We start from the raw sequence: 13,504 nt of genomic DNA on the forward strand, positions 1-13,504 counted from the left end.
CCGGCGCAGCCGGAACACCCAGGATTGGCCGAATGAACGCACAGACCAGCAAGGAATTCGTTCAGCACGCCTGGCAGGAATTCGCCTCAGGGGACCCCGACCGCATCGCCGCCGTCTTCACCCCCGACGCCGAATGGCTTGCGCCGCCGCAGAATGCAACGGCCCGCGCCCTCGACGGCAGCCATCATCTCCTCGGCCGGGACCGCATAGTCCACTTCCTGACCGCCGAATTCCCCACCGTCTTCGTCGCCGACCGCAAGATCGACTTCACCGCCTTCACCGCCGAGGGCAGCACGGTTGTCGTCGAGGAGCGTATGCGGGCGACCCTCATGAACGGCAATCACTACGACAATGACTACTGCTTCATCTTCGAACTGCACGGCGGCCTGATCCACCGAGTCCGCGAGTACATGGACACCCGCCGCGCCGAGGAGCTCTTCGCAGGCCACTCCTAGCCCGGAGGGCGGTCGGCCGAGTCAGCCTCACGGCATGACTCGGCCGAACGCCCACATGCCTGCCCTGAGTCCTACACCTTCAGGCCGTTTTTGGTGACGTACCAGTAGTGGAAACCGAACAGCACACCGAGCACGACCACCCATTGCAGACCCGTCACCAGCGGCACCGCATCGATCGGCAGCGTATAGGCCAGCACGACCCGCACCACGGCGTCGAGGGCGAAACCCGCGCCCCACACCGCGGTGAGAACCCGGATGTGCCTGCGGAAGCCGGCCTCGGTGTGCCAGCGGTCCTCCCACTCCTGGGCGCCCGCCGCGCCGACCTTCGCGGTCACCACCGCCCGAGCCGCGACGAGCATGAACGGCTTGCTGGTGAACAGCGAGCCGAGCACCCACAGTCCCAGCGCACCGAACAACCAGCTGTCGCGAACCAGCAGCACTCTGGGATCACCGGTGACCAATGACATCAGTGCGCCCAGCACCACGAAGCCCAGCGAAAAGGCCACCGTGGCATCAACTTTGCGCTGTTTGATCAGGGTGTAGCCGATTGCCGGGGTGACCAGCAGGCCCGCGCCCAGCACCGATACCCACTGACTGAATCCGGCGGCGTGCAGACCGTAGTAGCCGCCGATCGGGAGGCCCAGCTCGAGAATGAGATTGCGGGCCAACGCCTTTCGTGCGGCAGCGGACTTCTGCCGCTCGGTCGGCCGCTGCTCGCCGGGCTGAGCCGGGAGGAGCCGGGTCTGCCGATCGGCTTCGTCGTCTGTCGTCATGATGTACTGCCCCACTGCGATATCGGTCATGATTGTTTCCTTGTCGCTGCCTCGAAGAGATCGGCGAGCTCGCGTCCGCAGGCCGCGGTGTCGAAATCGGGTTCGACACTCGCCCGCACCGTCGCCTCATTGATGGCGCCGTGCAGCGCGAGCACCATCACTCTGGGGTCGAAGTCGCGAAACTCCCCGGCCTGCTGGCCTTCTCGGAAGCGCTGCTCCTGCATGGCGGCGGTGGCAGCCCAGACGGGCGTCAGGCCGCGCAGGTCGGGGTCCTCGATGCGGACCGCATTGATGATCTCCCCCGCCGCGACGAAGTGCTTCGGGAACTCGTCGAGCATGGCGATGCGGGCGACGATGAACGCCCGCAGCCGGCCCGCCAGCGTGCTCTCGGCATCCATCTTGCCGGTCAGATACTCCCCGGACAGGCGCAGGAATTCGGCGATGACCTCGCGGATCAGATCGTCCTTGCCCTTGAAGTGGTAGGAGATCATTCCGGTGCTGCTCAGTCCGGCCTGCTTGGCGATCTTCGCGAACGACGCATTGGCATAACCCTGTTCGGCGATGACCTCGACCGCGGCATTCACGATCTGCGCGCGGCGCGCGGATTCGATGAACGTCCGGCCTTCCTGCTTGGCCGAACTATTTCTTGCTTGCATGAGCTAAACCATAACGCCGTTTGCTCATCCGAGCAAGAAATAGTTCAGCCGAGCAGCTTCAGTGGGGCCAAGGGTAGTGCACGTCCGTGAGGGATTCACTCAGGCGCCAGAGCGCTCGTGCTTGAGTTCGGCTGTACGCCAATGGATTTCGGAACGCTCGCCGGGGATAGCCGAAGGTTTCGAAGGCCGGGCCGAGGTAGGAGTTGCCGGGGAGGCCCGGCATGGTGGCGGCATAGAGCTGGGGCAGCGCACCCATGCGATCGGATTGCGCGAGACCGACGAGGACCCGCTGCTGCAGGGCGGCCAGGCGGCCGCCCACCCCCTTCTCTGCTTCGGAATCGTAGAGGTTGGTGGCGGAGAGGCCGGGGTGCGCGGATACCGCAATCAGGGCGGTACCGTGTTCGCGCGCACGGCGATTCAGCTCCGCAGTGAAGAGCAGGTTCGCGAGTTTGGACTGACTGTAGGCGAGCCAGCGAACGTAGAGCACTCGCCAGTTCGGATCGGGCCAGTTGATGACGCCGCCCCACGCCGCGATCGAGGAGACAGTCACAACCCGCGGGTCGGGTGCACGCAGCAGAGCGGGCAGCAATAGACCGGTGAACGCGTAGTGACCCAGATGGTTGGTGCCGAACTGCGCGTCGAATCCCTCAGCGGTCCGCACATTGCGCGGCAGCGCCATCACACCCGCATTGTTGACCAGCACGTCGATGGCATTGCCGCGCACGTCGAGGTGATCGGCGGCGCGGCGGACGGAGGTCAGGTCGGCCAGATCCAGCGGCAGCACTTCGGGTTTGGGGCCGGTCGCGGCGGCGGCCACCGATTCCAGCGCCGCGGCGGCCTTGAGTTCATTGCGGCAGGCCATGAGCACGTGAGCGCCCTTGGCGGCCAAGGCTTCCGCAGTGCACAGACCCAGGCCGCTGTTCGCGCCGGTGACCACCGCGGTCTTACCGGTCTGGTCGGGGATGTCGTCGATGGTCCAGCGCCGTGCGATGAGCGGAAGGCTCGCCGTAGTCGTCCCGGCCGAGAACACATTGGCCATGCGATGTCACACTCCTCGGAAGAAATCTGCCGTCTGAGACAATCTACGCGACCATGTTAGGATGCGACAGTTCCGGCGGCAGGCGGTCGCCGATGATCACATCCACCGAGGGGGCCGCGGATGGCTACCGATCACTCCGGCTACAGCACGGCGCTCGAACCGCAACCGAGCCCGATCGAGCAGATCGTCCGAATTTTACTGGCCGAGCTGGCTGCCTGGCTCGGCCCGAAGCTCTACCGGGCCGGGAAATTTCTCGCCGCCGAAGTGGCCCGCGGCGTAATCGCGCTTGCCACACTGGGTTTCGCGCTCGTCGCAGCAGCCTACGGGACCATCTACTTCTTCCGCTTCCTGACCGAGCTGTTCACACAGTGGATGCCGAACTGGGCAGCCCTGCTGACCACCTCGGCGCTCATGCTGATTCCCGCGGGCATCGCCGCGCTGGTCGGAATCTGGCAGGTTCACCGCATGCGCACCGTCCGCGCGACGGCCTCGGCGGCCGCCGCCGTGGGCAGCGCCGCCCGGACCTTCGCGCGCCGGAATCCCCACGGCGCCAGTCGGTTCTGACGCCCATTCGCCGTTCGTCGAGAAGGAAACAACGTCATGGTCACAGTCATCATCGTCGTGGCGGTCATCGTCGTCCTCGGCGCGATCGCAGGCGGCATCACCGCACTGCTCATGCGCTTGTGGACCAAAGATGTGCTGGCGGACAACGGATTCGAGGTGCGGCCGGTCACCTCGGCGGAGGCCGGCGAATTCATCGAACGCGCCGCCTTCACCGTCACCGCCGGTCGCGACTTCCCGTTCCCGCCGCACAAGGTGTGGGACGCCTTGCAGCTCAACGGGACCTTCTCCTGGATCCCGCTGATCAATGGCATTCGCTATCGCGATGATTACCGCCGCGAGGGCGCGCTGCGCACCTTCGACGGACTGCTGTTCGCCGTGCAGGAGCGGGTGATCATCATGGCGCCGAACCAGCAGCTCACCGTCTCCGGCACCAAGATCTCGATTCCGTTCCTGATCAAGGCATTCGCCGAGGATTACCGGCTCACCGAGACCGCGGACGGCACCCGGCTGACCTGGACCATCGCATTCCAGCCTCGTATCGGGTCGTTCCTGCCGCTGCGCTGGGCCGCACCGTTCGTCCGGCCCTTCGCCCGCTTCGGCATCAAGGGTCTGGCCTCTCGCATCTGAGTGGCCGCGGCCGTGCGGATCCCGGCGCCCGCCGGGATCCCGCGCCGGGCTACCGGCGGTCCGGACCTTCCAGCTTTCGCGCCAGATAGTCGTCGATCCTGGTCAGCACCGACGGCCGGGGCACGCGTGTGCGCAATCCGGTCAGCCTGTCCGGCCGCAGAACTCGTGCGGCCAGGCGCGCGCCGCCGGGTGAGACGCGCGTTGCCAGGTACAGCGCCCGCGCCTCGATCGGCGTCGACACCACGGCGGGATTGCGCGCCGCCGCCCGGACGATGGTGCGCGCAATGTTCCCCGGGTCGGTGTCACCGTCCTCGTAGATTCCGGTGTGCACCGGGGCCGGACAGACCGCCGTCACACCCACACCGGTGCCGGCGAACTCCAAGCGCAATCCCTCGGTGAGCATGTGCGCCGCCGCCCGGCTCGCGCAGTACGCGGTGCTCAGTGGAATCGGCGTGAAGGCCGCCACCGAGGTCACATTGATAATGCGCCCGCCGCGCCCGGATTCGACCATCTGCCTTCCGAAGTGGGTGCAGCCGTATATCAATCCCCACACATTGACGCCGAGTAGCCGCTCCCAATCCTCCAGCGTGTGCTCCAGAAACGGACCGGCCGTGACATATCCGGCATTATTGACCAATACCCTCGGCGTCCCGAATTCGGTGTGAATGTCCTCGGCGAATGATTCCATAGCCACTCCATCGGCGACGTCCACCGCATAAGGTGTGGCGAAACCGCCGAATGCTTCGATGGATTCCACCGTGTGCACGGCCCGCGCCTTATCCAGATCGGCGGCGATGACGATGGCCTTCTTACGCGCGAAGCGTTGCGCCACCGCGCGGCCGATACCGCCACCGGCACCGGTGATGACGACAACTTCGTTCTCGAAGCCTGCCATGTGAGGTCCCCTGATTCCGCGGCTGCGGCGCTGCGTTCTCATACTTCCACATACTGTCCCAGACAGTGTACACTCCAACTCTCCAGCGGAGGAGTAGACCACAGATGAAACCGTTCCACCCGCACCTCGCCGTGGTGACCGGGGCGGGCAGTGGCATCGGCCGCGGCACCGCCAAGGCCCTCGCGGCCCGCGGGGCCGAGGTCATTGTCGCGGACATCAACTTCGCGACCGCTGAAGATACTGCGGCACTGATCCGTTCGGCGGGCGGTTCGGCCTTTCCGTATGCCCTCGATGTGGCCGATCCGCTCTCGCTCGAAGCGCTCGCGGACCATGTCAAGACCGCGCACGGCGTGCCCGATGTGGTGGTCAATAATGCCGGAATCGTGGTCGGCGGGCCATTTTTCGATATCCGGCCCGCTGATCTGCAGCGCATTGTCGATGTCAATCTGACCGCGATCGTGCACGGGTGCCGGCTGTTCGGCGCACAGATGGCCGAGCGCGGCACCGGCGGGCAGCTGGTGAACATCTCTTCCGTCGCGGCCTTCGCGCCCATGCGGATGGGGACGCCCTACGGCTTCACCGCGGCCGGGGTGAAGCAGCTCAGCGAGACGCTGCGGGTCGAAATGGCGCCGCTCGGAATCGGTGTCACCGTGGTGTGCCCCGGCCTGATCGCCACCAATCTGGCCGCGACCGCCACGCTGGCCACCCTCAGCACCGAGCAGGTCGCCATCACCCGGCAGATCGTGGTGAAGGGGATGACGCTGCTGGGCATGCATCCGGACAAGGCCGGCCGCAAGATCGTCGAGGCGGCCGCCACCGATCGGGCCATGCTGCCGCTGCGCGCGGAATCGCGGCTGATCTACTACTTCACCCGCGCCTTCCCCAATTTCACCCGCGCGCTCATGCGAGTGAGCAGCGGGCCCGAAGTGGAGCGGGTGGTGCGCTTCGTCATCGATCACCCCGGCTTCGTCGGGGTGGCCCGGGAGGCCGCCGAGCTCATGCCGCAGCGACCCGGACTGCAAACCTATTGGGAACCACCGGAATACGATGACCCGCCACCACCCATACCGATCAGGAGATGAACCCGATGGCCGATCGACCGACTCCCCCAGCCGAACCGCCCACTCCCCGGAACCTGGTGATCCTGACGGCGCTCGCCCTCACCGTGATCGCGGCGCTGATCGCGGCTGCCGCGCTCGTCGGGGGCTGAACAACCGCCTCGCCGGGGCTGAACAGCCATGGCAGCCTGGCGCAGCGGGGTGCGCCAGGCCGAAATCGCCTGTCGTTCAGGCGGCTTCGCCCTCTTGCAGGTAGCCCGGCAGCCAGCGCTCCACCAATCCGAGGTAGGCCCCCTCGGCATCCAGCTGCGCGCAGACCGCGATGACACCGCCGAGTACGCGGCCGAGCATGACCAGATCGGGGAGCTCCGGCGGCGTGCGCACCGCGAAAGTGTTGTTCACCGACATGTTCTGCATTTCCATGGCGCGCGACATATGACCCTGCAACAGGTCCCGCGTGATGCGCAGCCGATCTCCCTGCAATTCAGCGACGATCGGCGCCACCACGCGCTTGATCGGCTCCAGGTCGATGTGATGGCCGGGGCGCACGAAACCGTTCGCGTGCAGGGCGGCCATCAGCGCGTCGTAATCCTCGGCGACCGCGAGCCGGGCCAGCTCCCCCACCACCGGCGGCAGACCGTCGGGCAGGGCGATGGTGGCGCCGAAATCGATAATGCCCAGCCTGCCGTCGTCGAGCAGCTGATAGTTGCCCGGATGCGGATCGCAGTGCAGGGCGCCGACCCGCTTGGGTGAGCTCAGGCCGAATTCGACCAGCAGCTCTCCGGCCCGATTCCGCTGCTGCGCAGTGCCTTCGGCAATGATCTTCGACAGCGGGGTGGCCGCCATCCACTCGGTGACCATGACCTTGGGCGCGCTCGCGATCACCCGGGGTACGAAGAAGTTCGGGTCACCGGCATAGGCGGCGGCGAAGTGCCGCTGATGATCGGCCTCGAGCCGGTAGTCGAGCTCATCCTCGGTGCGCGCGACGAATTCGTCGATCAGCGCGCGGACGTCCACGCCGGGCATGAAGACCCCGAAGGTGCCCGAAAGCATCTGCAGCAGTTTGAGATCCGACATGAGTGCGATATCCGCGCCCGGGTACTGGATCTTCACCGCGACGGTGCGGCCGTCCTTCCAGACCGCCCGATGCACCTGGCCGATGCTCGCCGCCGCCACCGGCTCATCCTCGAAGGTGGTGAAGCGCTCGCGCCAGCGGGTGCCGAGCTGTTCATCGAGCACGCGGTGCGCCTGCGCCGTCGGCATGGGCGGAGCTTGATTCTGCAAGCGCGACAGGGCATCTCGATAGCGATCGGCGAAGCGGGAGGGCACCGCGGCCTCGGCGACACTGAGCGCCTGCCCGAGCTTCATGGCGCCGCCCTTGAGTTCGCCGAGCACCCGGAAGACCTCATCGGCGGCCTTGTCGATCAGCGCGTCGTCGATGGTGCCGCGATCGGCGCCGGTCATGATGGCTTTGCCGGTGGCGGTCATGCGCCGGGCCATAATGCCCATCGGCAGTGCCGCGATCTTCGCCGACCGTGCCAGACCGGTTCGTCTCTTGCCCGCCATGGTTCCTCGATTCGTATCGCCATTACTCGCCGCGGCGAGGGTGACAGAGCATGTCCCCGGGGACACGAATCGAAGACTAGAGTGTCTCAGACGGTTGGTCAAATGGCTTGTCACGCAGAAATTCCGGCAACCTCCGCGCCGACGCCGACCAATTCCTCGAAGCGCGCGACCACCTTCTCGTGGTAGAGCGCGAACAGGTCCTCGAACAGCGACAACTGCGGTTCGGACGGGCCCGAATCGGACTCCCAGACCGCCAGCAGCGAGCGCCACACCAGCACATGCAGATCCGGCGAGGCCGCGAAATACGCCCGCACCGCCTCCGGCACCTCGAACAGCATTTCACCGACCGAGTTCAGGACCGCACGCTGCACGCTGTGCCCGAGGTCGGTGAGAATGGTGCGCACCAGACCGATTTCGAGGGTGAGCATGGCGGCATGATCGGAATTCTCGCCGCGGGCCAGGGACTCCAGCTCATCGATGGCGCCGTGCAGCGCCACCGGGTCGACGCCGCCCTCACCCTCGGTGTAGTCCAGCAGCGCCTCGAGCACGATGGCCCGTTCGGCGGCAACGATATTGCGGAACATATCTGCTGCCAGCTCGGGTGCGTGCATGGAAAGCCGGAACAGCCGGCGGTAGACGTCCAGCCCGCCGGCACGGCGCACATCGCGCACCGTGAAGCCGCGGCCGCGGTGTGCGTCCACAAATCCGTAGGACTCCAGGCGGCCGAGCACCAGTTGTGCAGTTGCCCGATTCATCCCGAATTCCTCGGCGACCTGGCGAACGGACGGCATCAGATCACCGGGCGCGTATTCCCCGGTCGCGACGCGGCGAGCCAGCTCGTCGGCGACATCCGCGACGACCGTCTGGGCACCCATCCTGTCACCTTTCGACAACTTTCGGATACGTCCCAGACAGTTTAAGCTCTCATATGCCAAACTGCACGTGCGCACACCGCGGCGGGCTGCACGGAAACCGCCGCGCGCCGCGTACACAATGAGGTGAGCAATGACCAAGCGGCGAACCAGCAGTCGTTCAAGGGGTACCGGTGGCACGCCGCCGGTTCGGACCGCGGTTCGCAATGCCAAAATCGCTGCCCTGCCCATTGCGTTCGCCGGGCGGCAGGCGGCGGGTGTCGCGCAGCGGGCGCGGGGCAGATCTTCCGCCGAGGTCAGCCTGGATATCCAAATGCGCACGGCGCAGCACATTTTCGAGGTGCTCGGCGAACTCAAGGGTTGCGCCGCCAAACTGGGACAGCTGCTCGCGCTGTACGAACTCGCGCTGCCGCCGGATCTGGCCGAGCCGTATCGGAAGGCCTTGGCACAACTGCAGGATTCGGCGCCGACCATGCTGCCGTCCCGGGTGCACGAGGCCATGGCCGCGGAGCTGGGTGAGAGCTGGCGCTGGAACTTCCGGGAGTTCGACGATCGGCGGGCGGCGGGAGCCTCCATCGGCCAGGTGCATCGAGCGGTGTGGCGCGACGGGCGGCAGGCGGCGGTGAAGGTCATGTACCCGGGCGCGCACGAGGCCGTGCTCAATGATCTCGAACAGTTGCGGCGACTGTCGGTGCTGGCCACCGTTTTTGTGCCCGGCGCCGATGTGCCGGCGGTGACCGAGGCCATCTGCACCTCCGTGGCCGAGGAGCTCGACTATGCCGCCGAGGCCGAACACCAGCGGATCTTCGCCGACGCCTATGCCGACGATCCAGATTTTGTGGTGCCCAGAGTCATTACCCAGCGCGGCAATGTGATCGTCAGCGAATGGCTGCACGGCACTCCGGTCTCGCGCATTATCGAATCCGGGGCGCCGGAGGAGCGCAGTCGCGTCGGGATGCTCATTCTGCGATTCCTGCTGTCGTCCTGGACGCGCACCGGATTGCTGTACTGCGATCCGCATCCCGGTAATTTCCGGGTGCTGCCGGACGGGCGACTCGGGGTTGTCGACTTCGGCGCGTGTGTCGTCTGGCCGGCGGTCGGATTCGAGGATCTGGTCAGTGAGGTCATGGACGCCGCGCTCAATGGCACCATGGCCGATCTCGATACCGCGCTGCGGCAGCACGGGTTCGTCGAGGCCGATCGCGCCTACGATGTGGCAACTATCGCCGAGGGGATCGCGGTGACCACCGAACCCTTCACACAGCACGATTTCCGATTCAGCACCGAATGGTTGCGGCATCGGGTACGGCACGTCATGGATCTGCGGCTGACGAATGCGCATCGGCAGATGAGCATTCCGGCCTACGTCACGCCCTTCGCCCGCGCGCTGCTCACCGCTGTCGGTGTGGTGTGCCAGCTGGATACCGAAGGTCCGGTGCGCGGTGAATTCGCGCGCTGGTCGCCGGAATTGGCCGCGGTGTTCGAGCGGTTCGACACTCGCAGTGCCCAGCCGACGGATCTCGGCCTTGCTCGGCAGGTGCGGACCACGCCGGTCACACGGCGGTTCTCGGTCGTCAGCTGAAGCGGTGCCCGCGGACACCACACTGCGCACGCAGTACCGCGCCGAGAATGCCCGCGGCCGTCACGAGGACACGAAACGTCATGCGCTGCGGTTTCAGAGTAGTCACCGAACGCTCGCGACCGCAGCGCTGAAATGGGCATAGCGCGAGTCTCGGGTGGGCATAGAACGGTTCTATGTATCCATCGAACTGTGGCCGGTACCGGGGAATCCTTGCCGGGCCGATGCTGGATACATGACCACAGTGACCTTCCGCCGCAGCACCGATACCGTCTCCTCGGTTGCCGCCGCGCGTACGCCTGTGCAGTCGCGCCATGCTGTCCGCCCCTCCCCTGCACCCGGTGATGCCCTGCGTTCGCTGGGACCCAACTGGTTCGCCGTGGTGATGGGCACCGGCATTGTCGCCAACTCCGCCGCCACCCTCCCGCTGCGGTTCCCCGGTCTGCGGGCCGCTGCCACCGTGGTGTGGGCATCGGCCGCGCTGCTGCTGGTTGTGCTGGCCGTCGCATGGGTGGCGCACTGGCGGCGGTACCCCGAGATCGCTCGCTCGCACGGGGCGCATCCGGTGATGATGCAGTTCTACGGGGCTCCTCCCATGGCGCTGATGACCGTCGGCGCGGGCACCCTTGTGCTCGGCAGTGATGTGATCGGAATGCCGGCCGCCGTGGCCGTCGACTGGGTGCTGTGGTCGGTGGGCACCGCGCTCGGGCTGCTGGCCGCATGCGCCATTCCCTTCCGGATGATCACTCGCCACAATTTCGACGCCGATGCCGCCTTCGGTGGCTGGCTCATGCCCGTGGTGCCTCCCATGGTCTCGGCCGCCACCGGCGCCCTGCTCATCCCCCACATCCCCGCCGGCCAGCCCCGAATGACCATGCTGTTCCTCTGCCTGGCCATGTTCGGCCTGAGCCTCATTGCCGCCATCGCCACCATCACCGTGATCTGGTCGCGGCTGCTGCACCACGGTCTTCCCGCCGCGGGCATGGTCGCCACCGTCTGGCTGGTTCTCGGCCCCCTCGGCCAATCCGTCACCGCGGCAGGTCAACTCGCGAACGTGGCCCCCACCGCCCTTCCCGACCGCGAATCGGCAGGCCTCGACGTCTTCGCCCTCATCTTCGGCGTACCCACCTGGGGCTTCGCCCTCCTCTGGCTCTCCCTCGCCATCGCCGTCACCTACCACGCCCGAAAGACCATGCCCTTCAACATGACCTGGTGGGGCTTCACCTTCCCCCTGGGCACCTGCGTGACCGGCAGCACCGTCCTCTACACCCACACCGGCGCCAATATCTTCGCCATCACCGCAGTAGCCCTCTTCACCCTCCTCCTCACCGCCTGGGCCCTCGTAGCCCTCCGCACCCTCCGCGGCATCTACCACGGCACCCTCTTCCACCCCGCCCCCTGACCCCAGGAATGCCGAAGGCCTCAACGGTTCTAATCCGCTGAGGCCTTCCGCGTTCCTTCCGGATCATTCGGAGGGACGGGTCTCTGCGGGCGATCGAGGATTGAGAATCCGAAAAGCCAAGTCGGGCAGCAGGTGTGATGCCCTTCAGATGGATTCGAGGCCGAGATGAGCCGGTGCACCTGGGTTGCTTGCGTCGAGGGGCGGTGTTGGGTCACCGGGTGCGGGCAGGGCCCGAGATAGCCGTGCTGGTGGCGTCGGGTGGGGTACCCGACCTTGGCTCCCCGGCAGGGGAGGAACCTGCGGTCCCGGACGGGGTGACCGGCTGTGGTCCGGTTTCAGAGACAAACACGAAAAGACAAAAGCCGAAAGACCAAGAACCCGAAGACCGAGAACCCGAAACACCCACCCGCACAACGACCTGTAGCACCGACGGGAACGAACCCCGGCGGTGGAACAGGTGTAGCGGGTAGGTGGCGGACCTACTGTCGGTAGCGCTGTAGTTCCCGCTCGTTGCGGTCCCGGATCCGTGCCAGTGCAGCAGCTTTCAGCTCGAGCGGGTGGTGCAGGTGGTTGACCTGTGGTTCCCCGGTCGGGTTGATGTGCGGGGGCCCGATCCACCCGGTCCGCCCCGGATATTCCGAGTCCGGTCCCATCACAACCGTTTTCCACCCTCCGGGCCCGTCGTGAACTTGGGCATGGCAGTGATCGCAGGCGAGGGTGAGGTTGTCGATATCGGTCGGCCCACCATGAGCCCACTCATCGATATGGTGCACCGCGCACATCGTCGCGGGCATATCACACCCGGGCCGAGTGCAACCCCGCTCCGAGGCGATGAGTGCCAATCGTTGTGCGGCACTGGCCAACCGAGGAACCCGGTCGGGACCGAACGTTCGCGGACCGAACACCAAACACGCAGGCCGAGTGCCCGCGCCGAGGCTCACCGACCCAAACTTACGCTCGGTACTCAGCTCGGTACCCGAGGAGTGGGAGTCGTGGTCGAGGGTGGCCGAGCGGGACTCACACACGAGGCCGCTCTCGATACCCGAGGAGCTGCGGAGGTGATCCAGATCCGCCGACCGCTCACCCCGACCCAAATACAGGGGCAACCCCACCGGGTTCAGCACCGCCAGATACTTGTTCGACTTCACCGCCAACTCCAGAGCCTCCGGGATCGACACGATCCCACCCGAAGCCTTCGTCGCCACACCGGCTTCGGCTTCCAGATCGGCCACGCTCATCGTCACGATCACCGACACCGGCAACCCCCGATGCTTACCCAACTTCGCCGGGCCACCGAACTCCGGCCGCAAAAACGCCAGCAACGCATCATGATTACGTTGGGCCGGAGTACGCGTATCACGCTCGACACACGCCGCCAACGCCTGCGCGGTGAGCTTGTGATCGGACACCCACGGACTGTCAGGGTCCTTCGGGTTGCACATACCGGGACGTGCCAGTTTCGCGAACATCGGTTCCAGGACCGAGCGCAGTTTGCGGTTGATCTCCCCGTTCCACGGCGACATCCCGTCGGCGCGTTCGGCACCGAGGGTGAGCCCGCGCATGCGTTCACGATCGGCGTCGGAACTCAACGAACCGTCCGGATCCAAACCTGCGAGCAGGACTTCGCCCATGACGGGCAACCCTTCCGGGTAACCGGTGGGCGCGAATTCGGTCAACTGCAACTCCGTGGCTTCACGCACATCGGTGTCGAGGCTGCCGGGTAACCGGTTCATCACCGTCATGATCCGACGCACATGATCGACACCGATCACCCCGTCACGATGCGCGGCGGCCACATGCGCGAGGGTCGGCTCCAACTCCACACCCGAGACGATGCGAGGACCGGTCTCTACCGCGATGCTCACCCGGGAGGCGGCATCGGCGCGGGAGATACCCAGGGTTTGACGCAGGAACACCTTCGCAGACGCGACACCACCACGCTGGGCCAGGCCGCGGCTGGTGGTTTCCACGACGAAACGGGTTTTGACTGCTTCGAGCTTGCGCGTGCAGGTCTCCAC

At 66.2% G+C, this 13,504-nt stretch carries 14 protein-coding genes; 7 read left to right on the plus strand and 7 right to left on the minus strand.

The features are described from left to right. The first annotated feature begins 32 nt into the window (after positions 1-32). Entirely contained in the window at positions 33-455 is a 423-nt protein-coding gene (locus ABZX86_RS08110) for a nuclear transport factor 2 family protein (protein ID WP_355121217.1), read from the plus strand. 71 nt (positions 456-526) lie between these two features. On the opposite strand, the gene ABZX86_RS08115 is transcribed toward ABZX86_RS08110, so the two are convergent. The 3 genes from ABZX86_RS08115 to ABZX86_RS08125 are packed head-to-tail and all read right to left on the minus strand — an operon-like array spanning position 527 to position 2,923. After that, positions 527-1,258 carry a VC0807 family protein gene (locus tag ABZX86_RS08115; RefSeq protein WP_355121219.1) on the minus strand — a complete coding sequence of 244 codons (732 nt, stop codon included), beginning with the start codon at positions 1,256-1,258 and terminating at the stop codon, positions 527-529. Beyond that, complete coding sequence (locus ABZX86_RS08120; protein ID WP_355121221.1) at positions 1,255-1,884, minus strand: TetR/AcrR family transcriptional regulator; 630 nt, start codon at positions 1,882-1,884, stop codon at positions 1,255-1,257. The genes ABZX86_RS08115 and ABZX86_RS08120 overlap by 4 nt, the downstream gene beginning before the upstream one ends. Positions 1,885-1,942: 58 nt before the next feature. Beyond that, the gene (locus ABZX86_RS08125) at positions 1,943-2,923 is read right to left on the minus strand and encodes an oxidoreductase (RefSeq protein WP_355121223.1); all 981 of its coding nucleotides are present in this window, start codon (positions 2,921-2,923) and stop codon (positions 1,943-1,945) included. A gap of 120 nt (positions 2,924-3,043) precedes the next feature. On the opposite strand from ABZX86_RS08125, the gene ABZX86_RS08130 reads away from it, so the two are divergent. Together ABZX86_RS08130 and ABZX86_RS08135 are read left to right on the plus strand one after the other, a co-directional pair. Next, entirely contained in the window at positions 3,044-3,487 is a 444-nt protein-coding gene (locus ABZX86_RS08130) for a phage holin family protein (RefSeq protein ID WP_355121225.1), read from the plus strand. Positions 3,488-3,523: 36 nt separating this feature from the next. Then, complete coding sequence (locus ABZX86_RS08135) at positions 3,524-4,114, plus strand: SRPBCC family protein (protein ID WP_355121227.1); 591 nt, start codon at positions 3,524-3,526, stop codon at positions 4,112-4,114. Between the two features lie 49 nt (positions 4,115-4,163). Here ABZX86_RS08135 and ABZX86_RS08140 read toward each other — a convergent pair whose 3' ends face one another. After that, positions 4,164-5,009: an SDR family NAD(P)-dependent oxidoreductase gene (locus ABZX86_RS08140; RefSeq protein WP_355121228.1), complete on the minus strand. Its 846-nt coding sequence runs from the start codon at positions 5,007-5,009 to the stop codon at positions 4,164-4,166. 104 nt (positions 5,010-5,113) lie between these two features. Here ABZX86_RS08140 and ABZX86_RS08145 point away from each other — a divergent pair, with 104 nt between their 5' ends. After that, positions 5,114-6,091, plus strand: coding sequence for an SDR family NAD(P)-dependent oxidoreductase (locus tag ABZX86_RS08145; protein WP_355121230.1), 978 nt, complete (start codon positions 5,114-5,116; stop codon positions 6,089-6,091). Between the two features lie 5 nt (positions 6,092-6,096). After that, a complete protein-coding gene (locus ABZX86_RS08150) occupies positions 6,097-6,219 on the plus strand; it encodes a hypothetical protein (RefSeq protein WP_355121232.1) in 123 nt (40 codons plus the stop codon). Between the two features lie 76 nt (positions 6,220-6,295). Here the strand turns inward: ABZX86_RS08150 and ABZX86_RS08155 are convergent, their stop codons facing one another. Further along, positions 6,296-7,633 (minus strand): AarF/ABC1/UbiB kinase family protein, encoded by a 1,338-nt coding sequence (locus ABZX86_RS08155; RefSeq protein WP_355121234.1) that lies wholly within the window; start codon positions 7,631-7,633, stop codon positions 6,296-6,298. Between the two features lie 110 nt (positions 7,634-7,743). Further along, entirely contained in the window at positions 7,744-8,508 is a 765-nt protein-coding gene (locus ABZX86_RS08160) for a winged helix-turn-helix domain-containing protein (RefSeq protein WP_355121236.1), read from the minus strand. Between the two features lie 130 nt (positions 8,509-8,638). Here ABZX86_RS08160 and ABZX86_RS08165 point away from each other — a divergent pair, with 130 nt between their 5' ends. Both ABZX86_RS08165 and ABZX86_RS08170 read left to right on the plus strand, forming a co-directional pair. Beyond that, on the plus strand, positions 8,639-10,087 hold the full coding sequence (locus ABZX86_RS08165; protein ID WP_355121238.1) for an AarF/ABC1/UbiB kinase family protein: 1,449 nt from the start codon (positions 8,639-8,641) through the stop codon (positions 10,085-10,087). Between the two features lie 232 nt (positions 10,088-10,319). Then, the gene (locus ABZX86_RS08170; RefSeq protein ID WP_355121240.1) at positions 10,320-11,486 is read left to right on the plus strand and encodes a TDT family transporter; all 1,167 of its coding nucleotides are present in this window, start codon (positions 10,320-10,322) and stop codon (positions 11,484-11,486) included. Positions 11,487-11,965: 479 nt separating this feature from the next. Here the strand turns inward: ABZX86_RS08170 and ABZX86_RS08175 are convergent. Continuing rightward, the coding region (locus ABZX86_RS08175) for a DUF222 domain-containing protein (RefSeq protein WP_355121242.1) at positions 11,966-13,504 on the minus strand (1,539 nt) is incomplete at its 5' end.

The sequence above is a fragment of the Nocardia sp. NPDC006630 genome (assembly GCF_040611495.1).
GTDB lineage: Bacteria > Actinomycetota > Actinomycetes > Mycobacteriales > Mycobacteriaceae > Nocardia.